A 25,156-nucleotide genomic window follows, 5' to 3' on the forward strand; every position below is an offset into this window, starting at 1 on the left:
ATCCGCCGACCTCATGACCGGCAGGCCAGCGCACCTAGACGGTGACCACCGGCACGGCGGCGGTCAGCGCCCAGTCGTGCCCGATGTCGGCGGCGGCGCGCAGCAGCCTCGGCAGATGCTCTTCCCGCAGGGTCTCCAGCGAGGTCTCGGCCGCGTGCACTGTCACGTTGATGGCGGCGACGACACGTCCGTCGCCGTCGCGTACGCCGGTCGCGACGGACCGGATTCCCGGGGCCAGGTCCTGGTCGGCGAGGGCCCAGCCCTTCGCCCGCACCTCGCGCAGCACGGCGTCGAGGTCGCCCGGGGAGGGCTGCCAGCGTGGTGTGATGCCGGAGCGGGTCGGCTCGGCGAGCACGGCGGCCAGGGTTTCCGGTGGCAGTGCCGCGAGCAGCACCTTTCCCATCGAGGTCGCGGGAGCCGGGAAGCGGGTGCCGATGGTGACGCCGAGCGTCACGATCTTCGGGACGGCCACCCGGGCGACGTAGACGATGTCGCTGCCGTCCAGCTGTGCCATCGAGGTCGACTCGTTGGTCTGCGCGACCAGCTTCTCCATGTGCGGGCGGGCCACGTCCCACATGTTCAGCGCGTTGACGTACGCCATCCCCAGCTCCAGGACGCGCGGGGTGAGGGTGTGGCCACGGCCGACCGCGCGGACGTAGCCCAGCGATTCGAGCGTGATGAGGATGCGCCGGACGGTCGGCCGGGCGAGGCCGGTGGCGGCGGCGATCTCGCTGAGCGTCATCGACGGGCAGGCCGGACGGAAGGAGCGCAGGACGTCGAGGCCACGGGCGAGAGCCTCGATGAAGTCGGGCCCGGCGCCCCTTCCGTTGTCACTCATGTCCTAATGCTTCCATTGCGCCGAGCCGGCGTCCCACTCGGTGTACTGGTAGGGGTTCTCCAGGATCGCGGTCTCGGGGACGTCCGGGTTCATGCCCCGCTGCCACGCCTCCTCCCCCATCGTCTCGCGGAGGTGGTCGATGGTCGACGCCACCGCGGTCCGCGCGGCGGCGAGGTCGACGCCGACGAGGCGACCGTCCTGCTTGACGATTCGCCCACCGACCAGCACGGTGTGCACGTCGCCGCGCTGGGCCTGGAAGACGACGTGACCGTGCGGGTTCAGGATCGGGAACATCACCGGCGACGCGTCGTTCTTGATCAGAACCACGTCGGCCTGTCGGCCGGCGGTGAGGGCGCCGATCGTGGAGTCCATGCCGAGCGCGCGGGCGCCGCCTCGGGTGGCCCACTCGACGACCTGCTCGGCGCGCAGGTGACAGTGGGTGATGGTCTCCTGCTTGCTGTGCGCCTCCAGGTGCTCGCGGGAGCGGTCCGCGCCGAGCGTGCTCCGCATCGCCGAGAAGAGGTCGCCGCTCCACCACACGCTGGTGTCCATCGACAGCGACACAGGGATGTCGTGGTGGCGCAACTGCCAGGTGGGCGGGTAGCCCTGACCGGCGCTCTGCTCGCTCTCGGTGGAGACGGAGATGGAGCCGCCGGTCGCGGCGATCCGGTTGTACGAGTCGTGGGTGAGCGTCGCCGCGTGCACGTAGACCGTCGACGGGGTCATGAACCCGTTCTCGTGCATCAGCCGGATGCCGTCGTCGTTGGTGGCGCCCCAGACTCCGGCGTGGGTGGTCACCGCGGCGCCCAACTCCCGGGCCACCTCGAAGGCGGCCCGCTCCGGGAAGGCCGGGTCGCCGGTGACGTCGAACGCCATCTGGAAGCCGGCCAGCCTGCCGCCGTCGATGCGGCGGCGGTGGAAGTCGCGGAACTCCGGCGAGGTGGCCCACTGCCAGGGCCCCTGCTGGATGTTTCCGTAGGCGAGCACGAACCGTCCGTCGACCGCCTCCAGGGCGTCCACTGCCGCGTCGGCGTGCTCGGGCGTCTGGAGCCCGTGTGACCAGTCGACGGTGGTGGTGACACCCGCGTCGATCGCCTCGATGGCGCCGAGCAGGTTGCCGGCGTAGACGTCCTCGGGACGGAACAGCTTGCCGGATTCGAGGTAGTACCAGACGAAGTACTGGGTCAGGGTCCAGTCGGCGCCGTACCCACGCATGGCGGTCTGCCACATGTGCCGGTGGGTGTCGACCATGCCCGGCATCAGGATGCCGCCGGTGGCGTCGATCTCCAGGGCGTCGTCGGGCGCGGTGAGGCCGACGCCGACCTCCGCGATCCGGTCGCCGACGACCAGCACGTCGGCGCCGGGCAGCACCGTGTGGGCGTCGTCCATGGTGAGAACCAGGCCGTTTCGGAAGACCACCGGCCGGTCGGTTGCGCTCATCGCCACCCATTCCTTTCCGGGGTACGAGGGGAGTCCGGACTCTTGTCCGCTGTGCGGCCAGCCCGAGTGGCGCAAGTGTGGTCCCGGTCACGAGACGTGTCAAGAGCGTGTTTCCGCGCGATGAAGCACCGTTGACAGGCCCCCTGCGGTATCGCAAGCTGTGCGGGCGGACAGGTGTCCGCAGGACGGGCGGAAACATGGTGCAGCAATCGACGGGGCCACTGGCCGGCCTGCTCGTCGCGGACTTCTCCCGGATCCTCGCCGGGCCGTACGCGACGATGCTCCTGGCCGACCTGGGCGCACAGGTGATCAAAGTGGAGAGTCCCGGTGGCGACGACACCCGCACCTGGATGCCGCCCACCCGCGACGGCGTCTCGACGTACTACCTCGGCATCAACCGCAACAAGCGGTCGGTCGCCCTGGATCTCAAGGAGCCGGACGACGTGGCCGCCGCGCAGGAGCTGGCCCGCCGCGCCGACGTGATGATCGAGAACTTCCGGCCGGGCGGCCTCGCCCGGTTCGGCCTCGACTACGACAGCGTCGCCGCGAGCAACAACAGGATCGTGTACGCGAGCATCAGCGGTTTCGGCACCGGCGCGGGTAGGGACTTCCCCGGCTACGACCTGATGGTGCAGGCGATCTCGGGCCTGATGAGCCTCACCGGCGACCCGGACGGCTCGCCGTACCGGGCCGGGATCTCCGTCTTCGACGTCATGGCCGGGCTGCACGCGAACATCGGCATCCTCGCCGCGCTGCGCCACCGTGGCGAGACCGGGCGGGGTCAGCACGTCGAGGTCAACCTGCTCAGCTCGGCGCTGTCCGGGCTGGTCAACCACTCCAGCGGCTACGTCGCCGGCGGCACCGTCCCGTTCCGGATGGGCAACGCGCACCCCAGCCTCTTCCCGTACGAGCCGCTGCCCACCGCCGACGGCGAGCTGATCGTCATCGCCGGCAACGACGGGCAGTTCCGCAAGCTCTGCCAGGTGCTCGACCTGCCCGAGCTGCCCGACGACCCGCGCTTCGGGCGCAACCAGGACCGCACCGCCAACCGTGAGGAGCTCCGACCGCTGCTGGTGCAACGACTCGCCCAGCGGACCAAGGACGAGTGGTTCCGGGACCTGCTCGCCGCGGGCGTCCCCTGTGCGCCGATCAACACCATCGACGGCGGCGTGGCGCTCGCCGAGGAGCTGGGGCTCGACCCGGTCGTGGCCGTCGGTGACGTGCCCGGCGTCCGCAACCCCATCACCTTCTCCGACACCCCGGCGCGCTACGAGCTGCCGCCGCCGGGGCTCGACGAACACGGCGAGGAGATCCGCGCGTGGCTGAAGAACTGAGCTTTCCGACCGGGATCGGCACGTCCGACCCGACGAGCATCTCCCTGCTCGGGCAGGACCTGGCCGGCGATCTGATGGGCGAGGTCGGCTTCGGCGAGCTGGCGTACTGGCTGGTCGCCGGCCGCCGGCCCACCCGGGGTGAGGTGCGGGTCTTCGAGGCGGTGCTGGTGGCGCTCGCCGATCACGGCTTCACCCCGACGGCGATCGCGGCCCGGCTGACGTACCTGTCGGCGCCGGAGTCGTTGCAGGGCGCGCTCGCCGCCGGCCTGCTCGGCGGCGGCTCCCGCTTCCTCGGTGTCACCGAGGACTGTGGACGCTTCCTCGCCGACACCCTCGCGGGGGCCGGTGAGGTGACCGACTACGACGCGCTGGCGCTCGACGCGGTCACCCGGGCCAGGCAGGAGCGCCGACTGGTCCCCGGGCTCGGGCATCCGGTGCACAAGGAGCAGGACCCGCGCACGCCCGTGCTGATCCGGATCGCCACCGAGGAGGGTCTGCACGGCCCGCACCTGCGGCTGTTCGAGGCGATCGGGCGGGTGCACCCGCAGGTGCTCGGCCGGACCCTGCCCCTCAACGGCGCCGGGGTCTGCGGCGCGGCGCTCGCCGACCTCGGGCTCCCCGTCGAGATGCTGCGCGGTTTCGCCCTGCTGGCCCGCGCGGCGGGGCTGCTCGGGCACCTCGCCGAGGAGCGGCGCCGCCCGCTCGGCATGGACATCTACCGCACCGTGGACCGCAACGCCGTCTACGAGCCCTGATCCCCCTCTGCTGCCAGCGAAAGGAGCCCAATGGCCACCGTCGTCGCGGTCATCGCCTCCACCCACCACCCCTTCTACTACCGGGCCAGCACGGCCACCGGCGATGACCGGCCGCCGTTCGCCGACGAGTGGACCAGCAAGATCCTGGCCTTCCGGGAGACGTTGACCCGGGCCCGGCCCGACGTGCTGGTGATGGTCGGCTCCGACCACTTCCACCAGCTCTGGCTGGACAACATGCCGCAGTTCCTGGTCGGCAAGGCACCCTCGTACGACGCGAACTGGTACAACGAGGAACGCGAGTTCGGGCTGCCCCGGATGCTGCTCAAGGGCCAGGAGGACCTGTCCGGGCACATCCTGCGGGCCGGGCTCGACTCCGGTTTCGACCTCGCGTTCAGCAACGAGCTGCGCATCGACCACAGCATCACTTGCCCGATCATCACGCTGCGGCCCGAGGCCGACCTGCCGATCGTGCCGATCTACACGAACATCTTCGCGCCGCCGCTGCCGCAGCCGAAGCGCTTCGTGCAGCTCGGCGAGGCCATCCGGGAGATCGTCGAGTCGTGGCCCTCGCACCTGCGGGTGGCCGTCATCGGCACCGGTCACCTGTCGCTGGAGCTGGGCGGCCCCCGACAGTTCGGCCCGCACGGCCCGGACCCGGAGTTCGACCAGCGGGCCGTCGAGTGGATCGCCAACGGCGACCTGGACGGCTGCCTGCGCGAGGTCACGCTGGACAGCCTGCACTCGCCGGGCAACGCCACCCACGGCTTCATGGACTTCATGCTCATGATGGGCGTGGCCGGGGCCGGCGCGAAGGCCGACTACGTCGACACCCTCGATCTGTTCCACACCATGGAGGCCTACTTCACCTGGTACCCGAACGGAGCGCCGGCGGCATGAGCAAGTACCTGCTGAACAAGTTCCTCTTCATGGTCGACCGGGACCCCGAGCTGGTCGAGCGCTACCGCAGCGAGCCGCGCGAGCTGGTCACCTGGTGGGAGGCAGAGTGCGCCAACACCGTGCTGAACTGCCACACCGGCGAGGCGAGCACCTGGTTGCGCTTCGACGACGTGGAGCGGGAGGCGTTGGCCACCCACGACCACGTGAAGCTGTTCGAGTTGGGGGCACACCCGTTCCTCACCCTGACCCTCTTCATCGCCCTCTTCGAACGGGACAACACCGAGCCGCTGGAATACCAGAAGTCCTACGGCGCACGGCTGGCGCACTTCCCGATGCCCTACCCGGACATCGCGACGTGATCCGCGCGGCAGTGCTCAACGCCTGCGGCACACCGCCGACGATCACCGAGCGGCCGGCGCCCGTGCCGAACGACGGCGAGGTGGCGGTCACCGTCGAGGCCGTGCCGATCACCCCGCTGGACCTGCTCTGCGCCAGCGGCACCAGCTACTTCGGCGCGCCGAGCACCCCGTACGTGCCGGGTGTGCAGGGTCTCGGCCGGCTCGCCGACGGCTCGGCCGTCTGGTTCGGCACGTCGGCCGGGATGAGGTCCGGCGTCGACGGCAGCATGGCGACCACTGTCGCGGTGCCCTCCGCCGACGTGGTGGCGCTGCCGTCCGGCGTACCGCTGACCCTGCTCGCAGCCCTGGGTCTCTCCGCGGTGGCCGCCCACGCGGCGCTGACCCACGGCGGTGGCCTGACCGCCGGCGAGCAGGTCATCGTGCTCGGGGCCGGCGGCGTGGTCGGCCAGGCCGCCGTCCAGCTGGCCCTGCTCGGCGGCGCCCGCCGGGTCATCGCCGTGGCCCGCTCTGCCTCGGCACGGGCCCGCGCCGAGGAGCTCGGCGCGGCGGTCGCCATCCCGCTGCTGCCCGACGACGACGTCGCGTCGATGGCAGACCGACTCCGTGCGGTCGCCGACGGTCCGGTCGACCTCGTCCTCGACCCGGTCTTCGGTGTGCCTGCGGCGGCGGCCCTGCGGGTGCTGCGCCCCGGTGGCCGGCTGGTCAACCTGGGCAGCGCGGCGGGGGCAACCGCGCCGATCGAGTCCGCCGTGCTGCGCGGCGGCTCGCTGCGCCTGGTCGGCTACACCAACAACGGGCTGTCGACCGCGCAACGGGCGGCGGCGCTGGGCGTGGTGGCCGGGCATGCGGCGGCGGGGCGGCTCACCGTCGACCACGAGATCGTGCCGTTCGACTCGGTCGCGGACGCCTGGGCCCGGCAGGACGCCGGCATCGCCGCCGGGCGAATCGTGCTGGCGCTCTGACCGGGCCGGGCCCCAGCCAGGGACCGCGAGACCCTGGATAGAGCGCACCTGGTTGGGGTGCCGGGCCGGTGCGACGGTCGGTCCATGACAACTTCCACCTACGCCGTCACCGGCCACTGGATCGGTGGCGAGACCGTCGTCGGCTCCGCCGGCACCCTTCCCGTCGTGAACCCCGCCACCGGTGAGGTCGTCGCCGAGACCCCGGCCGGCACCGCCGATGACGTCGACAGTGCCGTCGCCGCCGCCCGGGCAGCCTTCCCGGCCTGGGCGGCGACCACGCCGCAGCACCGGGCGGACGTCCTGCGCAGCCTCGGCGCGGGCCTCGCCGCTCGCACGGAGGAGATAGCCCAGGCGATCACCGCCGAGATGGGCTCCCCGATCGGGATGTCCCGGACCGCCCAGGTCGCCTTCCCGGCCGCCGTGGTCGAGTCCATCGCCGGCCTGGCCGACGACTTCGCGTGGACCGAGGAGGTCGGCAACTCGCTGATCGTCCGTGAGCCCATCGGTGTGGTCGGTGCGATCACACCGTGGAACTTCCCGTTGCAGCAGATCGTCTCCAAGCTGGCGCCGGCGCTGCTCGCCGGCAACACGATGGTCTTCAAGCCGTCCGAGAACGCCCCGCTGACCGCGCGCATCCTCGCCGAGGTCGCCGCCGAGGCCGGCGTACCGGCCGGTGTGTTCAACGTCGTCTACGGCACCGGCGCGATCGTCGGGGAGGCGATCTCCGCCCACCCGGACATCGACATGATCTCCTTCACCGGCTCCACCCGGGCCGGGCAGCGGATCTCCTCGGTGGCCGCGGCGACCGTCAAGCGGGTCGCGCTGGAGCTGGGCGGCAAGGGTGCGAACATCATCCTCGACGACGCCGACCTGCCCGCCGCGGTCGAGCGGGGTCTCATGATGGCGTTCAGCAACGGCGGTCAGGTCTGCGGCGCGTGGCCGAGGATGCTGGTGCCCGCCTCCCGCCAGGACGAGGTCGTGGCGTTGGCCGTCGAGGCGGCGAAGCAGTACACCGTCGGCGACCCGAACGACGAGGCCACCCGGATCGGTCCGATGGCCTCCGAGGCACACCGGCAGAAGGTCGTCGGCTACATCGAGCGGGGCAGCGCCGACGGTGCCCGGCTGGTGTTCGGCGGGCCGGACCGGCCGGAGGGCCTGACGAACGGCGCCTACGTCCAGCCGACGATCTTCGCCGACGTCGACCCGTCCTCCGCGATCGCTCAGGAGGAGATCTTCGGGCCGGTGCTGACGATCATCCCGTACGCCGACGAGGAGGAGGCCGTGGCCATCGCCAACGGCACCCCGTACGGCCTGACCAGCGGTGTCTTCGGCGAGCCGGAGCACGCCCTCGCCGTGGCGCGGCGGCTGCGCGTGGGCCAGGTCGACGTGAACGCCGGGCACTGGAACCCGCTCGCGCCGTTCGGCGGCTACAAGCAGTCCGGCAACGGCCGCGAATTCGGCCGCTTCGGCCTGGAGGAGTTCCTGGAGACCAAGTCCATCCAGCGCTGACCGAACCGGACAACCCCCACCCCCGGGACGCACCGGCCCCGGCGTCCCGCTGGCCCGCCTGCCCCAGGATCCCGTGCGATCTTGGGGCAGGCGGAACACCGCCGCCGGGCTCGCCTGTTGCAGTGAAAAGGCCGGCCCCTGCCGGCACGCAGTGATCGGAGACACCGTGGACCGCGCCCAACTGGCCAGTTTCCTGCGCACCCGACGGGAGGCGCTCCAGCCCGAGGACGTGGGGTTGCCCCGGGGGCCGCGTCGGCGTACCGGTGGGCTGCGGCGCGAGGAAGTCGCCACGTTGAGCGGGATGTCCACCGACTACTACAGCCGGTTGGAGCAGCAGCGGGGGCCGCACCCGTCGGAGCAGATGCTCGCCGCCCTGGCCCGTGGCCTGCGGCTCTCCCTGACCGAACGCGACCACCTGTTCCAGCTCGCCGGCCACGCGATCCCCCACCGGGCGGTACGGGCCGACCACGTCAACCCGGGGATGATGCGCATCCTCGACCGGATGCACGACACCCCGGCCCAGGTGGTGAACCACCTCGGCGAGACCCTGGCGCAGACCGCGCCGGCCGTCGCCCTGCTCGGCGACGAGACCCGGTACGCCGGGCTGGCCCGCAGCGCGCACCACCGCTGGTTCATCGACCCGACCGCGCGGCAACTGCATCCGGCGGAGGACCACCGGATGCAGAGCCGCCTGCTCGTGGCGGACCTGCGGGCGTCGTACACCCGTGACGGGCGCGGCTCGCGGGCCGCCGCCCTCGTCGACGACCTGCTGGCCAGGAGCCCGGAGTTCGCGCAGCTGTGGCGCGAGCACCCGGTGCCTACCGGCTACTGCCCGTCGAAGCACTTCCTGCACCCGGAGGTCGGGGCGTTGGAGCTGCACTGCCAGACCCTGGTGGACCCCGACCACTCCCAGACGCTGCTGGTCTTCACCGCCGTGCCCGGCTCGGAGAGCGACGAGAAGCTGCGCCTGCTCGCCGTCATCGGCGGCCAGCTCGTCTGATCCCGGTGACCGGCCCGCCGAGGTAGCGGGCCGGGCTGACGCCCAGGTAACGCCGGAAGTGGCGGGTCAGATGCGCCTGGTCGAAGAATCCGGCAGCGACGGCGGCCTCGGCCGGTCGCTGCCCGGCGAGGAGCAGGCGACGGACCAGCTCGACCCGGCGGCCGGTCAGGTACGAGTGCGGCGGCACGCCGTGCACGTGGGTGAACGTCCGGACCAGGTGGGTCGGGTGGGCGTGCAGCAGCTCGGCGGCCTCGCCCAGCGTGACGCCCTCGACGGTGCGGGCGTCCAGCAGCTCCCGGAGTCGCACCGCGAGGCCGGGTCCGGCCGGCTGGCCCTCGACCGGAGGGCGCTGACGGAGCTGGCCGCGCAGCCGCTCCAGGATGAGCGCGAGCCGACTCTCGGCCTCGAACTCGTCCCCGGGTGCGGCGAGCACCTGGTGCAGGTGATGGATCCGGTCGCGTAGCTGCGGGTCGGCCAGGTCCGGTTCGTCGACCGCCCGGCCGACCAGCTCGGCACCGAGCGCCGAGGTGTCGAGATACAGGACCCGTTTACGGAACCCGCCCGGTGTGGCGGAGCTACCGTCGTGCGGCACGTACGGTGGCAGCAGGGTGACCGACGTGCGCAGCGCACCGTGCCGGTGCCGGTCCAGGTCGAAGCGGACCGCTCCGTCGTCGACGATCAGCAGCGTCCACTCGTCGTGGATGTGTCGGGGATAGGCGTGGTCCACGAAATGGGCGTGGAAGACCTCGGCGACCCCGGCTACCAGGGGTCGCCACGCGTTGACGTGCGAGCCCGCCGGGCGGGTGGCCACGCTAAGAACGTACAAGACCGGTCGGTCTCGGGGCGGGCAGGCTCGACGCCATGACCGAACCGATTCGCTTTCCCACCAAGATCGCTGTGCTGCTCCGTGACGACCTGGCGAGCTGGCAGCGGCTGAACGTCACCGCATTCCTGGTCAGCGGCATCGCGAATGCCCAGCCGGAGCTGCTCGGCGAGGAGTACCGCGACGCGGACGGCACCCGGTACCTGCCGATGTTTCGCCAGCCCGTGCTGGTCTTCGCCGGCGATCGGGCGACGCTGGTCGGCGCGCACTCGCGAGCCCTCTCCCGCGGGCTGCGGCTCGCGGTCTTCACGGCCGACCTGTTCGCCACCGGCAACGACCGGGACAACCGCGCGGCCGTGCAGGCGGTCGGTCGGGAGAAGCTCGACCTGGTGGGCCTGGCGCTGCACGCCCCGCGCAACGTGGCGGACAAGGTGCTCAAGGGCGCGTCGATGCACCCGTGACGCTGACCGTGGCACCACGGGTCGGCGCCCCACTCCGGCGCCGACCCGTGGCGGTGGTCAGCCGTCTGCCCCCAACGCCGCCACCGGGCTGACCCGCGACGCCCGCCGCGCCGGCAGCACTCCGGCCAACGCGGTCAGCACGACCAGCGTCACGAAGAGCCCGACCAGCGGCAGCACCGGCACGGTCAGCGGTGCGTTGATCCCGAGGGCGTGCACCGCCAACCAGGCGTACGGGACGCCGAGCAGCAGACCGATGGTCGCACCGATCACCCCGTACAGGCCGGACTCGACGGTCAACATGGTGCGCAGGCCGGTCCGGGACAGGCCGATCGCCCGCAGCAACCCGGACTCGCGGATCCGCTCCACCACCGACAGCGCGGTGGTGGAACCCACGCCGACGACCGCGATCAGCACGGTAAGGCTGACCAGACCGACAGCGATCCAGACCAGGGTGCGCACCAGGGCGTCGTTGCGGTCCCGTTCGTCGGCGAGCACCACGAGGCCCACCCCGTCGGTGCCGGCGATCGCCTGCCGCAGCGCCCGCACACCGGCGGTCCGACCGTCCTCGCCGGCTCCGGCCGCGTCGGCCAGCAGACCGGTGTACGCCGTGGGAACGCCGAGCCGGTCGAGGTCGCCCCGGTCGGCCAGGATGCCGACGTGCAGGGGGCCTTCGGCGGGGAGGACCGCGGCGACGCGTACGTCCACGGTCCGCCCGCCGAGGGCGAGCGTGGCGGTGTCGCCGACGTGCAGTCCGGCGTCCCGCGCGACCCAACCGGCGAGCACGATCCGACCCGGACCACGATCGGCCAGGGCACCCTGCGCCACGTCCAGGTCCCGGATCGTCGGCAACGCGGCCACGTCCAGGTCGCTCGTCGGGTAACCGGACTCGATGTCGCCGAGCTGATCACCGCCGCGCGTCAGGGTGACGTCGCCGACCCGCCGGTACGGCACCACCCGGGCCAGCGCCCCGTCCGCCGTCTTCGCCTGGGTCACGAGGGCCCCCGGCAGCGTCCCGCCGTTGCTGGTGACCTCGAAGTCGGTCGGCGCGGACAGCGCCACCTCGCGGTCGGCGAGGACCTGAAGCGACGCGCCGCCGATGACCACCCCGGAGATCAGGGTGACGCCGAGCGCGACGACGACGGAGACCGCTGCCGCCCGACGCGGTGCCCCACCGATCCCGCCGACCGACATCCGCCCGAGCGGTCCGAGCTGGCGCAGCGGCCAACCCACCACGGCCAGGACCGGCCGCACCAGCAGCGGCCCGAGGGCCACCAGCGCGAAGAACGCCAGCCCGCCGGACCCGACCAGCAGGAGCAGCGGCATCACAGGGTCGTACGTCGACTGGTCCGGCTCCGGCAACTGGCTGACCGTCACGACGGCGGCCAGCACCGCGCCGACTGCCAGGAGCAGCCCGAACACCAGGCGGAGCACCCCGATGCCGCGCCGGCCGGAGGTGGTGCTCGCCGTCCGCAGTGCCTCCAGCGGGGAGACCCGGGCGGCCGAGAGCGCCGGCGCCAGGACGGCCAGCACGGTGACCACGACGGCACCGATCACCACCACGCCCGCCGTCGCCAGTGGCAGACCCGGCGAGGAGACGGCCATGCCGGAGGCGCGCAGGATGGCCGGCAGCGCGTACCCGAGGGCGAGTGCGCTGGCCACCCCGATGACGCCGGCGACCAGCCCGGTCAGCGCCCCCTCGGCGGTCATCGCCCCCACCAGGGCGCCCCGGTCCGCGCCGACCGCACGCAGCAACGCGAGCTGCCGCATCCGCTGGGCGAAGACGATGCGGAAGGTCGAGGTGACCACCAGCGCCGCCGCGACGACAGCGATCGAGACGAACATGCCGACCAGGATGAAGAGCCTCCCGACCTCCTCGGCCGCCGCGTTGGCCTCCGCCTGGCGCACCTGCGCACCGGTCCGGATCGGCTGGCCGGCGACCGCCGCGACCACCTGTTGGCGGACGGTCTCCGTCGACGTGCCCGGCGCCACCCGCACGTCGACGCGCTCCAGGCCCGTCAGGCGTCCCCAGGACGTCACGACGGTGTCCGGGGCGTACGCGTCGTACCCGGCGTCGGCCGCGCTGTCGACCAACCCGGTCACGGTGAGCCGGGCGGGCGTGGTGAGTTCACCGCCCGTGCCGCTGGTCGTGGCGCCGACCGGCAGCCCGAGCCGCTCGGCGGTTCGCGGGGTGACCGCGATCTCGCCGGGGGCGTCGGGGTAGCTGCCCTCGACGACCCGGACCCTGGTCAGCGGGCCGGTGCCCGGATCGGCCTGGAGGTTCAGGTACCCCTCACCGATGGACACCCCGATCGACACCCGGCTCATCGCCTCGGCCACACCGGGCACGGCGCGGACGCGCTCCAGATCCGCCACAGTGGGTGGCGCGTGGTCGAAGTCGCCGATCACCAGGTCGGTGGCGGCCGGGGTGCCGCTCAGGTTGTCGCGCACGGTCCGTTCGGTGATCTGCTGCACCAGCACGGTGCCGAAGACGACGAAGGACGCGACCAGGATCGCCAGACCGGTCAGGATCAGCCGGCCGGGCCGCCGGGCCGCGGCGCTCGTCTGGGTACGCAGCACTGTCGCCCTCATGCGCGGGCCGCCAGATCACGCAGCGCGTCGGTGACCGAACCCTGGTCCGGCTTGTCGATCTCGCCGGCGATCCGACCGTCGGCGAGCAGCACCACCCGGTCGGCGTACGCGGCGGCGATCGGGTCGTGGGTCACCATGACGACGGTCTGACCGAGGTCGCGCACCGAGTCGCGCAGGATGGTGAGCACCTCCGCGCCGGAGCGGGAGTCGAGGTTGCCGGTCGGCTCGTCGGCGAAGACCACCTCGGGCCGTGCCACCAACGCCCGGGCCAGCGCCACGCGCTGCTGCTGACCGCCGGACAGCTCGCTCGGCCGGTGCTTCAGGCGGTCGCCGAGGCCCAGCAGGTCGACCAGGCGCGCCAGGAGTTCGGCGTCGGGCTGCCGGCCGGCGAGGTCAAGCGGCAGGGTGATGTTCTGCGCGGCGGTCAGCTGCGGCAGCAGGTTGAAGGACTGGAAGACGAACCCGATCCGCTCCCGGCGTACCCGGGTCAGCGTCCGGTCCGACTGGCCGGTCAGCTCCGTGCCGCCGAGCAGGACACGGCCGGAGGTGGCGGTGTCGAGGCCGGCGAGGCAGTGCATCAGGGTCGACTTGCCGGACCCGGACGAACCCATGATCGCGGTGAACTCGGCCCGACCGAAGCCGACCGAGACGCCGTCCAGGGCACGGACCGCGGTGTCCCCGCTGCCGTACACCTTCACCAGGTCGACGGCGGCGACGGCCGCTTGGCTGGTGTCCGGTGGGGCGTGGGTCGTCATTGTTCCTCCAGTGGCTGCGATGTGACCTGGGAAGCCTCGCCGCCACCGACGGGTCGGCGCATCGGCCCGGGGCCGGGTATCGCGGTCGCCGGGTCTGTCTTTCGGCCGATCTGCCACCTCCGTCCGGTTGGCTACGCTGGGTCATCATGAGCGCGCCGGATCTTCGACTGTGGTGGATACGTCTGGCCCAGGCTGCCGGGCTGGTGGCCTTTGGCCTGCTCGCTCTCTTCGACTTCGCGGCCAGCACGGCGGATGACCGCGGCATCGTCGGTCTCCTGCTCCTGCTGGTGCCGATGGGGTTGGCGGTGGCGACGGTGCCACTCTGGCTGCCGGTGCACCGGCCGGGTTCCCGCCGGCTGCCGGTGGCCGCGCTGGCACTGGCCACCGCCTCACTGGCCGTGACCGCGGGGGTGGTGCTCATCTCCGGAGGCGGTGGCATCCTGCCCGCCCGCACCTGGGGGCTCGCCGAGTCGGCGGGGCTGATCGGTGTGGTCTTCGTGGTGAGCCGCTGGGGCGCGCCCCGGCTCGCTCCGTGGGCGGCGGTGGCGGCCGGGCTCGCCGTCGCCGCGATGCCGCTGCGCGTCGGCACCGACAGCCTGCTGGTGATCTTCGGTCTGCTCCAGGTAATCGCCGCGGCGGGCGCCGCCGGGGTGGGGCTCTACCTGCGGATCGTGGCCGCCGGCCGGGAGCGGGCGATCGCGCTGGTCCGGGCCGAGCAGCGTGCCGAGTTCGCCCGCGATCTACACGACTTCATCGCCCACCACGTGACCGGCATCGTGGTGCAGGCGCAGGGCGCCCGGTTCGTCGCCGAACAGGACCCGCAACGCGTCATCATCGCCCTGGAGCAGATCGAGCGGGCCGGTGCGGAGACGATGGCCTCGATGCGGCGGATGGTCGGGATCCTGCGTAACCCGAACGCCCCGCCGGACGCGCCGCTGGCCCCACTGGCCGGGGTGAGCGAGTTGGAGCCACTGGTGACGGGGTTCAACGGGGCAGCGAACGCGCCAGCCCGGCTGCACGTCGACGGCGACCTGGGCGGACTGCCGGTGGAGGTCTCGACCTCGGCGTACCGGGTGGTGATGGAGGGGTTGACCAACACCCGCCAGCACGCGCCGGACGCCCGATCGGTGGACGTGGCAGTGCGACGTACCCCCGACTGGCTTCTGGTCCGGGTGGCCGACGACGGCACCACCGGGCGCACCGCGCCGGCCCGGGGGCACGGCTTCGGTCTGATCGGCCTCACCGAGCGGGTACGCGCCCTCGGTGGCACGATCACCGCCGGACCGGGCGTCGCCGGTGGGTGGGTGCTCGATGCGGCGTTCCCGCTGCGCACGGCGGTGGGGCGGTGATCCGGGTGTTGATCGCCGACGACCAGGCGATGGTCCGGACCGGCTTCGGCATGATCATCGGGTCGCAGTCGGACATGACGGTGGTCGGCGAAGCCGCCGACGGAGTCGCGGCCGTGGAACTGGCCCGGCGGCTGCGCCCGGACGTGGTGCTGCTGGACATCCGGATGCCCCGCCTCGACGGTCTGGAGGCACTGCGGCTGCTCGCGGGGCCGGGCGTCGCCGACCCGATCCGGGTGGTCGTGGTGACCACCTTCGACCTGGACGAGTACGTGCACACCGCGCTGTCCAACGGCGCCTGCGGCTTCCTGCTCAAGGACTCCGGCCCGGCGCTGCTCATCGAGGCGGTCCGCGCGGCCGTGTCCGGTGACGCGCTGATCAGCCCGTCCATCACTGTACGGCTGCTGGAGCACCTCAGCTCTCCCGCTCCGGCCCACGACGACGCCGGGCTGTCACCACGAGAACTCGACGTGGTGAAGCTCGTCGCCCGGGGCCTGACCAACGCCGAGATCGCCGCCCAGCTCTTCATCGCCGTCGGCACGGTCAAGACCCACCTGGCCAGCGTGCAGATGAAGCTCAAGGCCCGCAACCGGGTCGAGATCGCCGCCTGGGCCTGGGAACGACGCCTCGTCGGCTAGAGGCGCGCGATGGCTGGCGGGCCGAATGGGGTTGGGTGGTGACCGAACACCACCCGCCTGGCGGCCTCTGCACGGTGGCGGACGAATAACGCTCGACTCCGGGGTCTGGCGCGCGCCGCGACATATTGCGACGCTAACGCCTGTGTATGACTACGACCTGTTGGTGCTGGGCTCCGGACCCAGCGGTCAGAAGGCCGCGATCGCCGCCGCCAAGCTCGGCAGGCGGGTCGGCATCGTGGACCGCCGCGACATGATCGGTGGGGTGTGCATCAACACCGGCACCGTCCCCTCCAAGACCCTGCGCGAGGCCGTGCTCTACCTGACCGGGCTGAGCCAGCGCGACCTCTACGGCAGCAGCTACCGGGTCAAGGACGAGATCACGGTCAGCGACCTGGCGGCCCGGACGCAGCACGTGATCGCCCGGCAGACCGACGTCATCCGCAATCAACTGGCCCGCAACCGGGTCGCGATGATCACTGGCACCGGGCGCTTCGCGGACGCGCACACGATCTGGGTCGACGGCGGCTCCGGCCGCGAGTCCAGAGTGACCTTCGACAAGATCATTATTGCTGCCGGCACGCGCCCGGCCCGCCCGGACAGCGTCGACTTCGACGACCGGACGATCGTGGACTCCGACGGCGTCATCAACCTCCAGGCCGTGCCCCGCAGCATGGTCGTGGTCGGCGCCGGCGTGATCGGCATGGAGTACGCGTCGATGTTCGCCGCGCTCGGCACCAAGGTGACAGTCGTGGAACGCCGGGACCGGATGCTCGAGTTCTGCGACGAGGAGGTCGTCGAGTCGCTGAAGTACCACCTGCGCGACCTGTCCGTGGCGTTCCGCTTCGGCGAGGAGGTCGCCGCCGTGGAGAAGCACCAGACAGCGGCGCTCTGCATTCTCAAGAGCGGCAAGAAGATCGTCGCGGACACGGTCATGTACTCGGCCGGCCGGCAGGGCCAGACCGACGACCTCGCGCTGGAGGCGGCCGGGCTGGAAGCGGACCGACGCGGCCGGATCGCTGTCGACGCCAACTACCGCACCCCGGTCGACAACATCTACGCCGTCGGCGACGTGATTGGCTTTCCCGCCCTCGCGTCCACCTCGATGGAGCAGGGCCGGTTGGCCGCGCAGCACGCCTGCGGCGAGCCGATCCGGGAGATGCACGGGCTGCAACCGATCGGCATCTACACGATCCCGGAGATCAGCTTCGTCGGGCAGACCGAGGCGCAGCTCACCGACACCTCGACACCGTTCGAGGTCGGCATCGCGCGCTACCGGGAGCTGGCCCGGGGCCAGATCGTGGGCGACTCGTACGGCATGCTGAAACTGCTGGTCTCCCCCGACGACGGCCGACTGCTCGGGGTGCACGTGTTCGGCACCGCCGCCACCGAGATCGTCCACATCGGTCAGGCGGTGATGGGCTGCGGCGGCACGATCGACTACCTGATAGACGCGGTGTTCAACTACCCGACGCTGGCCGAGGCGTACAAGGTCGCCGCCCTGGACGCCTCCAACAAGATCCGCAACATAACCCGCATAGACGGCTAGTCACTGCCCCCGACCTCCACCAGCTCCGCCAACTGGCTGCGGTAGTTCGGGCAGGTCGAGATGTCCTCGTGTGAGCAGTTCAGCCCGGCCTCAAGCAGGTCGAGCGCCGACCGCAGCGCCGCCATCCTGGCCTGGAGCGCGCTGTGGTTGCGGCGCAGCACGTCCTTGCGGGCGGCCGGGTCGCCCGCGGCGAGGAACGCCCGGATGTCCGGCAGCGACAGGCCGGCCTGCTTCGCGCGCAGAATCGAGGCCACCCGGAACAGGTCGTCGCGGGTGTAGCGGCGACGACCGCCGGTGACCCGGGCGGGGCGGAGCAGGCCCACCGACTCCCAGTGCCGCAGTACGTGCGCCGGCAGGCCGAAGTGGTCGGCCACGTCGCCGATCGTCATCGTGCTTGACTTCATGTCGACATTAAGTCCGACCATGGCAAGCATGTCCAGTCTTCTAGCTGTCCTCGATGCCATCGAGAGCGAGCCTGCGGCCGTCAAACTACGTGCCCGTTCCTACGAGTTGCTCGGTGACCTCACTGGCCGAACCGTGGTCGACGCTGGCTGTGGCAGTGGCCGGGCCGTCGCCGAGCTGGCCGAGCGCGGAGCCCACGCGGTCGGCGTCGACCTCGACCCCGTGATGATCGCCGTGGCCCGCAAGCGCTGGCCTGCCGGCGAGTTCCATGTCGGCGACGCCACCGAACTGCCGCTCGAGACCGGATCGGCCAGCTACTACCGGGCGGACAAGGTGTTGCACGTGCTCGACGACCCGGCGCGGGCCGTGGCCGAGGCGCGGCGAGTGCTCGCACCGGGCGGCCGAGCCGTACTGATCGGCCAGGACTCGGACCTGATCGCCATCGACTCGGACGAGCCGGAAACCACCCGCCGGCTGATCCACGCGAAGGCCGACTCGCTCCCGTCGCCGCGCGTTGCCCGGCGGTATCGCAACCTGCTGCTCGACGCCGGCTTCACCGACCCGACCGTCGAGGTGCACACCGCCGTGTTCACCGACGACACCGCGCTGGACCTGGTGAAACGGATCACCGACGAGGAAACCTGGCTCGCCGGGCAGATCGAGCGCGCCCGCGCGAACCGGATCCTCGTCGTCGTGCCGATGTTCATCGTCGCCGCCCAGGCCTGACAGCGAACGGGGGTCGGCCTCGGTGAACTGCTCCTCGACCGATGTCGGTGCTGCCCGCTACCGTGCCGGCACTGTTGACCCGTGGAGGAAAGAGGCAGTGGTGGGCGCATCCGGGTGGAGCTACTTCGTCGAGTACCAGCCAGACCTGGACGCGGCGTTGGACGCCCTGCGGGACAGGGTTTTCGCGGAGGGCGAGTACTGGTGGGCCCGGGGTGAGACCCCCAACTCGGCGAGCGACTATCCGAACCGTCCGGCCACGATGGAGGAGTTGTTCAACGACGAGTGGGTGCAGGAGTCGGGCACCCACTCCATCCTCGACGTCTACCGGGTCCTCAACGAGGGCGAGAGGCCCGACTACGGCACGGTTGAGCCGGTGAGCGCCGCCGAGGCGCTGCGCAATGTCGGCACCGAGCGGCTCACCCGCGAGCACCTGGACGCCGTCAAGGGGCTGGCCGCACGGAGATGGTTCGGCCGCTGCGCGGTCCTGCACGACGGGCAGGGCAAGCCGGAGGAAATCTACTTCTGGGGCTTCTCCGGCGACTAACCAGAGCACCGGCGCACCACGCCCGGTGATCAAGAGGTTTGCGTCGTCTAGCCTGGCGTGTCGTGACGCAAACTTCTTGATCACCGAGGGCTGGGGGCCGGTGCGAGGTTCGGGATCGCCCCGCACCGGCCGGTGGGGCTTTAGCTGGCTGAGCAGGTTGGGGTCAGGGTGCCGGCGGTGCCGTTGGCCTGGAAGCCCCACTCGGTGAACTGGCCGGCGCCGACCTGGCCGTTGTAGGCGACGTTGGTCCAACTCGTCGAGCCCGTGCTACCACTGCGGTTGGCGTTCCAGGCGTTGGTGACCGTCGCGCCGGACGGCAACGCGATGCCGACCGTCCAGCCGTTGATGGCCGACGAGCCGGCCGTCACCTTCACTGTGGCCACGAAGCCACCCGTCCACTGGTTCACCGACACCGTCGCGGTGCATCCGCCCTGCCCCGGAGGCGGGGTCGTGGGCGGGTCGGTCGGCGGATCGGTCGGCGGATCGGTGGGCGGGTCCGTCGGCGTGGTGCCGTTGTTCAGTGCGGCGAGGACCGCGTCGTACGCCGGCTTCTTGGACCCGTTGCTGTTGAACAGCAGTGGCGTCTGCGACGCGCGCCACGAGTCACTGTCACGGATGCCCCACACGGTGATGCCGTTGCAGCGGGGCACCGCGAGGCAGTCCTCCACCACGCTGCGGTAGGTGGCCGCGGATGCGCCCTGGATGTCCAGTTCGGTGATCTGCACGTCCACACCCAGTGCCGCGAAGCTCGACAGGGTGGTGCGGTAGTTGCTCACGTACGGGGAGTCGTTGTTGAAGTGCGACTGGAAACCGACGCAGTCGATCGGCACACCACGGGCCTTGAAGTCGCGGACCATGTTGTACACGCCCTGCGTCTTGGCGTGCGTCCAGTTGTCCGTGTTGTAGTCGTTGTAACAGAGCTTGGCGTTCGGGTCGGCCGCACGCGCAGCCCGGAACGCCGCCTCGATCCAGTCGTTGCCCGTGCGCTGAAGGTTGGAGTCCCGGCGGCCACCGGAGCTGCCGTCCGCGAACGCCTCGTTCACCACGTCCCACGCCACGACCTGACCCCGGAAATGGGTCGCCACCTGCGTCACATGGTTGAGCATCGCCGACCGCAGAGCGGTGCCACTCATGCTCTCCATCCAGCCGGGCTGCTGGGAATGCCATGCCAGCGTGTGACCACGCACGTTCATGCCGCGGCTGCGCGCGTGGTTGACGATCTGGTCCGCCGCCCCGTAGCTGAACTGGCCCTGCTGCGGCTCGGTGGCGTTCATCTTCATTTCGTTCTCGGCCGTCACCATATTGAACTCACGGTTCAATATCGTCGTGTAGGCGCTGTCGGAGAGCTTGAATCCGGCCACGGCCGTACCGAAATAGCGGCCCTTCTCGGCGGCGGACGCGCCGAGCGTGGTCCCGGCGGCGGCGGGTGCCGTCGCGAACAGCGCCATGCCGGCGGCGAGCGCACCCGCGCCGGCCAGCGCGAGCGCGGCTCTCGATGCCGCCTTCCACTTCGTTCTTCTCATCGTGCGACTCCTTCTGTGGTGATGGGGTGGTGGGGAATCAGGACACCGAGCAGACGGCACCGTTCAGGGCGAACGACGAGGGCTTGCCGGTGCCGCCGGCATGGGTGGCCTGGAAGCCGATCTCGACCGACGCGTTCGGGGCGATGGCGGCGTTGTAGGAGACGTTGCGGGCGGTGACCGCACCGCTCGTCGGGGCGTACTGGGCGTTCCAGCCGCTGGTGATGACCTGTCCGCTGGGCAGCGTGAAGGCCAACGCCCACCCGTTCACGGCGGCCGTGCCGGTGTTGGTGATGGTCACGCTCGCGGTGAGCCCGTTGTTCCAGGCGTTGACCGTGTAGCCGACCCGGCAGGCGCCCGCGCTGGGCGGCGGAGTCGTCGGGGGCGGCGTGGTCGGAGGCGGCGTGGTCGGAGGCGGCGTGGTCGGAGGCGGAGTCGTCGGGGGCGGCGTGGTCGGCGGCGTGGTGCCGTCCAGCCCGAAGAAGCGGATCACCTGCGCGGCGTCGACCGGCAGGTTGTGCGAGACACCCTGCATGCTGATCGCCTCGACCGGCGACATCGCGCCGCTGCTGCCGTAGCGGGTGCGGGTGTAGCCGGACTGCGGGGTGTCGGTGAACGTCGGGGTCTGGCTCAGCCCGTGCACGTTGGTCCACTGCTTGACCTGCTCACCGAAGTTCGGGTAGCGCAGCGTCTCGTCGTTGGTGCCGTGCCAGATCTGCATCCGCGGTCGCTGGCCGGTGTAGCCCGGGTACGCCTCGCGGACGAGGTCACCCCACTGCTGTGGGGTCTTGATGAGCTGCCCGTTCGCGCACTGGCTGTTCCACTCGGAGCTGCCGCCGGTGGCGAAACAACCGAACGGCACCCCGGCGAAGGACGCGCCCGCCGCGAACACGTCCGGGTAGACGCCCAGCATGACGTTGGTCATCATCGCCCCGGAGGAGGTGCCGGTGGCGAAGATCCGCGCGGGGTCGGCCGAGTAGCGCTGCCGCACGTACTCGACCATCGACATGAGCCCTACCGGATCGCTGCCACCGCCACGACGTAACGCCTGCGGCGAGTAGACGTCCCAGCACTTGCTGCTGCGGGTGGCCGACGGGTAGATCACGATGAACCCGTACCGGTCCGCGAGGGATGCGTACTGGGTGCCCGAATGGAACGCCGGGCCCGTTCCGGTGCAGTAGTGCATGGCCAGGAGGATCGCCGGCCGGGTCGCCACCCGGTCCGGGACGTAGAGGTGCATCTGCAGGTTGGTGGGGTTGGTGCCGAAGTTGGTCACCTGCGTGAGCGTCGCCGCCGACGCCGGTGTGGGGAACGTCAACGCGGCGGCGGCCAGCGTCACGGCCGCCAGCACGACGCCAAGCGTCCTTGTCTTCAGTGTCATCGTCGCGATCCCTTGCGAAAAAGGCGCGTGGAAGGGGACTTAAGTCGAGGACTGCCCTTCGCCCGACCTTGACCGCGGCTCGCGTGACCATGCCAGCTTCAATCGAGACCACTCGATTGTCAAGAGTTCCGGAAACCTTTCGCCGCAACGCATCCGGCGGCCACCTGCGCTGCGATCGGTATCGACGGGCGTGAGAATCGGCGACTGGTGGCGAGTAATTATCGGGACGTTCTCGAAACGTACCGGGCCTACCGGAGACACCGCGGGAAGGCGCGACCCGATGGCCGCGCCTCTCCGTCGTGCCGATCAGTAGATGGTCCGCCCTCGCTCGTCGGGCACCCCGGATTTGCGGTGGAAGTACGTGTTGATCTGGTCGCGCCACTCGGTGGCACAGCGCACCTGCTCGTCGAGGCGCTCGGCCACCCTCTCGTACACGGCCGGGTCGATCATCCCGTTCAGGGTCTGCCACCGCCGTCGCATCGCCACCACCTCCTCGACACCGGCGAAGTGGGTGTCGTAGATGTGCTGGATGACTGTCGACCCGCTGTGCAGGACGTGCCCGTACGGCACGTGGTGGAAGAAGAGCAGCAGCTCGTCGGGGCAGCTCTGCGGCGACTCGTACACCTGGGCCCAGTACGGCGGGTACTGGCCGGCGAAGCCGGTGCCCGACGCATGGCTGCGGTCCACGCCCACACCGTCGCGGTCGGCGAAGTGGTAGGTGCCCCACCGCGTGTACTCGTACCCGTCGACGCCGGGACCGTAGTGATCCCCCGGGTTGACCATGAAGCCGACGCCCAGCGGCGCTGTGTAGCGCTCGTAGGTGCGCCACGAGTCGTCCATGATCTCGTGCAGGGTCCGCCCCACCAGCTCCGGTTCGGCGGTCGCCGACGGCGGGAAGGTCAGCGCGATCCACTCGTCGAGGACCGCCCGCGGATCCAGTCGCGGATCCCAGGCGAGCCGCCCGAACGTGTACAGGTTGGCCTGCGCCAACGGGTGCCCGGTCCAGAAGAGGTCATCGCCCACGTTGGCGACCGCGACCAGACCACCGCCCGCGCCCGACTCCCCCGCGGCGATGTCGGCGACCGTCCGCCCCCCGGGCCCCCACGGCGCGAACCGCAGCACCTCACCCCACCACGGTCCGAGGTGGCAGACGTGTCGCTGCTGACCGGTGTATTCCTGGGTGACCTGCAACTCCACCGCCAGCCGGGTGGCGGGCATCGCGGCGATCACCGGGGAGACCGGTTCCCGGGTCTGGAAGTCCACCGGCCCGAACTTCACCTGCACGACCACGTTGGTCCGGAAGCGCCCATCGAGCGGGGCGAAGTGGTCGTACGCGGCGCGCGCCCGGTCGGTGGACCGGTCCCGCCAGTCCTGGTGGTGGTTGTAGACGAACGCCCGCCAGTGCACCACTCCCCCGAGCGGGGCCAACGCCTCGGCCAGCACGTTCGCCCCGTCGGCGTGGTCCCGCCCGTAGGTGAACGGGCCGGGCTGCCCCTCCGAGTCGGCCTTCACCACGTAACCGCCGAAGTCCGGGATGCGCTCGTACACCCTCCGGGTGGTCGCCGCCCACCAGACCCGCACCGCCTCGTCCAAGGGGTCGGCGGTGGACAGGCCACCGAGCACCACGGGCGCGGCGAAGGTGATCGACAGGTGCACCCGGATGTTGTACGGCCGCAGCACGTCCGCGATCTCGGCCACGTCGCCGAGCCGGTCGGTGAGCAGCAGCGCCTCCGTCCGGGCCACGTTCACGTTGTTCACCGAGATCGCGTTGACACCGCTCGCGGCCAGCAGCCGCCCGTACTCCCGGACCCGGGCCAGGTCGCCGCGCGGGCGGCCGTCCTGCCAGAAGATCGAACCGCCCGCGTACCCCCGTTCGACCTGGCCCATCACCGGGTGCACGGCCACGTTGTCCCAGTGGTTCAGCATCCGCCGGCGCAGCGCCGGCCGGTGCCGCTCCGGCGGGCGGGCCGGATCGAAGGCCGCCGCGCAGAGCCGGACCACGTGGAACAGCCCGTACAGCAGGCCGGCGGGCGCGTCGGCCAGCACCACTGTCACCTCGCCGTCGCGGGCCAGCAGGAAACCCTCGTCGCCGAGCGGCTCACCGCCGATCCCGGTCAGCGCCGCCTCGGCTGCCGACCGCGCCGCCTGCACCGCCGGGCTGGGCAGCTCGTCGGCACCGCGCAGGGCGAGCACCAGGTCGACGTCGACGTCCCAGGAGGGTGAGTGCCACACCCGTCCGCCGTAGCGCGCACAGGCACGCGAGACCTCGTCCAGGACGGTGTCGACGAGCAGGCCGTCGCCGTGGACGAGGACGCGGCGCGCGCCGAGCGACCGGAACGCCTCCGGGGGCAGCCAGGCCGCGTGGACGTGCGGCTCGCGGGGTTCCATCGGTTCCTCGACGAACATCAGGTGCTCCAGGTGGACGGACTCCTCGGCGTTCACCCGTCCTCCCGCACGACGACGACACCGAACGCCGGCAGGCGCAGGGCCGAACCGGTCAGTTCCCGGTCACCGGTGACCAGGTCGATCCGGGCGCTGTCGAAGAGACGGTGGTCCTGCTTCCACACGTCCTCGGGCCACTGCTCCGGGTTGTAGTCGCCCCCGAAGGGCACCTTGGCGGTGACGGGCAGGCTCATGGGGTGAACTCCTTCCGGATCAGGTGGATCATCGGGTCACTGACGCGCAGGAACGCGAGGATCGCGACCGAGCCGAGCATCGCCAGCACCGCCTCGGAGAAGACCGCCGTGATCCCGGCCCCCGCGGCCAGCAGCAACGCCGTGCCGACGGTGACACCGGGGGTACGCACGAGGAAGTGCACGGCCAGCCGGAGCACGTCCCGGGTGCGGAAGTCGAACAGCGCGGTGATCACCAGGGCGTTGGCCGCGCAGAGCGTCACTCCCCCGGCGAGCAGGACCAGCGGCACGACCCACCAGCCCGCGAGGCCGACGGCACCCCGGTAGGCGAGGTTCAGGGCGAGCACGGTCAGCCACAGCAGCGTCGGCACCCAGACGCGCAGCGTGCCGGACAGGTTCGCCCGGTACCCGCGCCAGAACAGGGCGGCGGGCCGCAGGTCGGTCAGGTCGAGGCGCTGGTGGCGCAGGGCGTACAGGGCGGCGGAGATCGCCGGGCCGACCGGCAGGAGGAACAGCGCGACCAGTGGCAGGTTGCTGGGGTCACGACCCAGCAACAGCAGTGGGAGCAGGCCGGGCACTGTGGTGAGCAGAAGCAGCAACTCGACCACGAGCAGGATGTAGAGCCGGGAGGTGATCCGCGACAGCGGCCCGTCGCCGAACTGTCGCCAGACCTGGGCGGTGCCGCTCACTGTTGCTCC

General features: G+C 71.3%; 24 protein-coding genes. 13 read left to right on the plus strand and 11 right to left on the minus strand.

The genetic code is table 11. The annotated features are described in order from the left end of the window. Window positions 1-34: 34 nt before the first annotated feature. Window positions 35-838 carry an IclR family transcriptional regulator C-terminal domain-containing protein gene (locus tag KBX46_RS01845; protein ID WP_088948609.1) on the minus strand — a complete coding sequence of 268 codons (804 nt, stop codon included), beginning with the start codon at window positions 836-838 and terminating at the stop codon, window positions 35-37. 3 nt (window positions 839-841) lie between these two features. Next, window positions 842-2,278 (minus strand): amidohydrolase family protein, encoded by a 1,437-nt coding sequence (locus KBX46_RS01850; protein WP_210790092.1) that lies wholly within the window; start codon window positions 2,276-2,278, stop codon window positions 842-844. A 197-nt stretch (window positions 2,279-2,475) separates the two neighbouring features. On the opposite strand from KBX46_RS01850, the gene KBX46_RS01855 reads away from it, so the two are divergent. The 7 genes from KBX46_RS01855 (at window position 2,476) to KBX46_RS01885 (ending at window position 9,094) form a co-directional block, all read left to right on the plus strand. Next, the gene (locus KBX46_RS01855; protein ID WP_210790094.1) at window positions 2,476-3,612 is read left to right on the plus strand and encodes a CaiB/BaiF CoA-transferase family protein; all 1,137 of its coding nucleotides are present in this window, start codon (window positions 2,476-2,478) and stop codon (window positions 3,610-3,612) included. Then, complete coding sequence (locus tag KBX46_RS01860) at window positions 3,597-4,367, plus strand: citryl-CoA lyase (protein WP_088951811.1); 771 nt, start codon at window positions 3,597-3,599, stop codon at window positions 4,365-4,367. Before KBX46_RS01855 ends, KBX46_RS01860 begins: the two co-directional genes overlap by 16 nt. Before the next feature lie 30 nt (window positions 4,368-4,397). Beyond that, window positions 4,398-5,264 (plus strand): extradiol ring-cleavage dioxygenase, encoded by an 867-nt coding sequence (locus KBX46_RS01865; RefSeq protein WP_088948612.1) that lies wholly within the window; start codon window positions 4,398-4,400, stop codon window positions 5,262-5,264. Further along, a complete protein-coding gene (locus tag KBX46_RS01870; protein ID WP_088948613.1) occupies window positions 5,261-5,623 on the plus strand; it encodes a hypothetical protein in 363 nt (120 codons plus the stop codon). Before KBX46_RS01865 ends, KBX46_RS01870 begins: the two co-directional genes overlap by 4 nt. Then, window positions 5,620-6,585 (plus strand): zinc-binding alcohol dehydrogenase family protein, encoded by a 966-nt coding sequence (locus KBX46_RS01875; RefSeq protein ID WP_210790096.1) that lies wholly within the window; start codon window positions 5,620-5,622, stop codon window positions 6,583-6,585. Before KBX46_RS01870 ends, KBX46_RS01875 begins: the two co-directional genes overlap by 4 nt. 84 nt (window positions 6,586-6,669) lie before the next feature. Then, window positions 6,670-8,094, plus strand: a complete 1,425-nt coding sequence (locus tag KBX46_RS01880; RefSeq protein ID WP_210790098.1) for an aldehyde dehydrogenase family protein — start codon at window positions 6,670-6,672, stop codon at window positions 8,092-8,094. 166 nt (window positions 8,095-8,260) lie between these two features. After that, window positions 8,261-9,094, plus strand: coding sequence for a helix-turn-helix transcriptional regulator (locus KBX46_RS01885; RefSeq protein WP_210790100.1), 834 nt, complete (start codon window positions 8,261-8,263; stop codon window positions 9,092-9,094). On the opposite strand, the gene KBX46_RS01890 is transcribed toward KBX46_RS01885, so the two are convergent. Beyond that, window positions 9,072-9,905: an AraC family transcriptional regulator gene (locus tag KBX46_RS01890; protein ID WP_210790103.1), complete on the minus strand. Its 834-nt coding sequence runs from the start codon at window positions 9,903-9,905 to the stop codon at window positions 9,072-9,074. The genes KBX46_RS01885 and KBX46_RS01890 overlap by 23 nt on opposite strands. A 50-nt stretch (window positions 9,906-9,955) precedes the next feature. Here KBX46_RS01890 and KBX46_RS01895 point away from each other — a divergent pair, with 50 nt between their 5' ends. Then, window positions 9,956-10,378: a DUF2000 domain-containing protein gene (locus tag KBX46_RS01895; protein ID WP_210790106.1), complete on the plus strand. Its 423-nt coding sequence runs from the start codon at window positions 9,956-9,958 to the stop codon at window positions 10,376-10,378. A gap of 57 nt (window positions 10,379-10,435) precedes the next feature. Here KBX46_RS01895 and KBX46_RS01900 read toward each other — a convergent pair whose 3' ends face one another. Beyond that, on the minus strand, window positions 10,436-12,967 hold the full coding sequence (locus tag KBX46_RS01900; RefSeq protein WP_210790109.1) for an FtsX-like permease family protein: 2,532 nt from the start codon (window positions 12,965-12,967) through the stop codon (window positions 10,436-10,438). Continuing rightward, on the minus strand, window positions 12,964-13,722 hold the full coding sequence (locus KBX46_RS01905) for an ABC transporter ATP-binding protein (protein WP_141909790.1): 759 nt from the start codon (window positions 13,720-13,722) through the stop codon (window positions 12,964-12,966). The genes KBX46_RS01900 and KBX46_RS01905 overlap by 4 nt, the downstream gene beginning before the upstream one ends. A gap of 146 nt (window positions 13,723-13,868) precedes the next feature. On the opposite strand from KBX46_RS01905, the gene KBX46_RS01910 reads away from it, so the two are divergent. The 3 genes from KBX46_RS01910 to sthA all read left to right on the plus strand — a co-directional run bounded on the left by KBX46_RS01910 (window position 13,869) and on the right by sthA (window position 17,252). Then, the gene (locus tag KBX46_RS01910; RefSeq protein WP_210790112.1) at window positions 13,869-15,071 is read left to right on the plus strand and encodes a sensor histidine kinase; all 1,203 of its coding nucleotides are present in this window, start codon (window positions 13,869-13,871) and stop codon (window positions 15,069-15,071) included. Continuing rightward, the gene (locus KBX46_RS01915; RefSeq protein ID WP_210790114.1) at window positions 15,068-15,706 is read left to right on the plus strand and encodes a response regulator transcription factor; all 639 of its coding nucleotides are present in this window, start codon (window positions 15,068-15,070) and stop codon (window positions 15,704-15,706) included. The genes KBX46_RS01910 and KBX46_RS01915 overlap by 4 nt, the downstream gene beginning before the upstream one ends. A gap of 142 nt (window positions 15,707-15,848) precedes the next feature. Continuing rightward, on the plus strand, window positions 15,849-17,252 hold the full coding sequence (gene sthA / locus KBX46_RS01920) for a Si-specific NAD(P)(+) transhydrogenase (protein ID WP_088948621.1): 1,404 nt from the start codon (window positions 15,849-15,851) through the stop codon (window positions 17,250-17,252). On the opposite strand, the gene KBX46_RS01925 is transcribed toward sthA, so the two are convergent. Beyond that, complete coding sequence (locus KBX46_RS01925; RefSeq protein ID WP_197699650.1) at window positions 17,249-17,656, minus strand: MerR family transcriptional regulator; 408 nt, start codon at window positions 17,654-17,656, stop codon at window positions 17,249-17,251. The genes sthA and KBX46_RS01925 overlap by 4 nt on opposite strands. On the opposite strand from KBX46_RS01925, the gene KBX46_RS01930 reads away from it, so the two are divergent. Beyond that, the gene (locus KBX46_RS01930) at window positions 17,643-18,380 is read left to right on the plus strand and encodes a methyltransferase domain-containing protein (protein WP_308159332.1); all 738 of its coding nucleotides are present in this window, start codon (window positions 17,643-17,645) and stop codon (window positions 18,378-18,380) included. The two genes, KBX46_RS01925 and KBX46_RS01930, sit on opposite strands and share 14 nt — an antisense overlap. A gap of 100 nt (window positions 18,381-18,480) precedes the next feature. Next, complete coding sequence (locus KBX46_RS01935) at window positions 18,481-18,924, plus strand: hypothetical protein (RefSeq protein ID WP_210790116.1); 444 nt, start codon at window positions 18,481-18,483, stop codon at window positions 18,922-18,924. A gap of 140 nt (window positions 18,925-19,064) precedes the next feature. Here KBX46_RS01935 and KBX46_RS01940 read toward each other — a convergent pair whose 3' ends face one another. The 5 genes from KBX46_RS01940 to KBX46_RS01960 all read right to left on the minus strand — a co-directional run bounded on the left by KBX46_RS01940 (window position 19,065) and on the right by KBX46_RS01960 (window position 25,147). Then, window positions 19,065-20,447 (minus strand): endo-1,4-beta-xylanase, encoded by a 1,383-nt coding sequence (locus tag KBX46_RS01940; protein WP_141909794.1) that lies wholly within the window; start codon window positions 20,445-20,447, stop codon window positions 19,065-19,067. Between the two features lie 37 nt (window positions 20,448-20,484). After that, complete coding sequence (locus KBX46_RS01945; RefSeq protein WP_210790117.1) at window positions 20,485-21,825, minus strand: PHB depolymerase family esterase; 1,341 nt, start codon at window positions 21,823-21,825, stop codon at window positions 20,485-20,487. Window positions 21,826-22,131: 306 nt separating this feature from the next. Further along, complete coding sequence (locus KBX46_RS01950; RefSeq protein ID WP_308159333.1) at window positions 22,132-24,267, minus strand: alpha-glucuronidase; 2,136 nt, start codon at window positions 24,265-24,267, stop codon at window positions 22,132-22,134. Continuing rightward, window positions 24,264-24,461 carry a beta-galactosidase gene (locus tag KBX46_RS01955; RefSeq protein WP_210790119.1) on the minus strand — a complete coding sequence of 66 codons (198 nt, stop codon included), beginning with the start codon at window positions 24,459-24,461 and terminating at the stop codon, window positions 24,264-24,266. The genes KBX46_RS01950 and KBX46_RS01955 overlap by 4 nt, the downstream gene beginning before the upstream one ends. After that, a complete protein-coding gene (locus KBX46_RS01960) occupies window positions 24,458-25,147 on the minus strand; it encodes a DUF624 domain-containing protein (protein ID WP_210790121.1) in 690 nt (229 codons plus the stop codon). Before KBX46_RS01960 ends, KBX46_RS01955 begins: the two co-directional genes overlap by 4 nt. Between the last annotated feature and the right edge of the window lie 9 nt (window positions 25,148-25,156).

It is taken from the genome of Micromonospora sp. C81 (assembly GCF_018070425.1).
Taxonomy (GTDB): Bacteria; Actinomycetota; Actinomycetes; order Mycobacteriales; family Micromonosporaceae; genus Micromonospora; species Micromonospora zamorensis.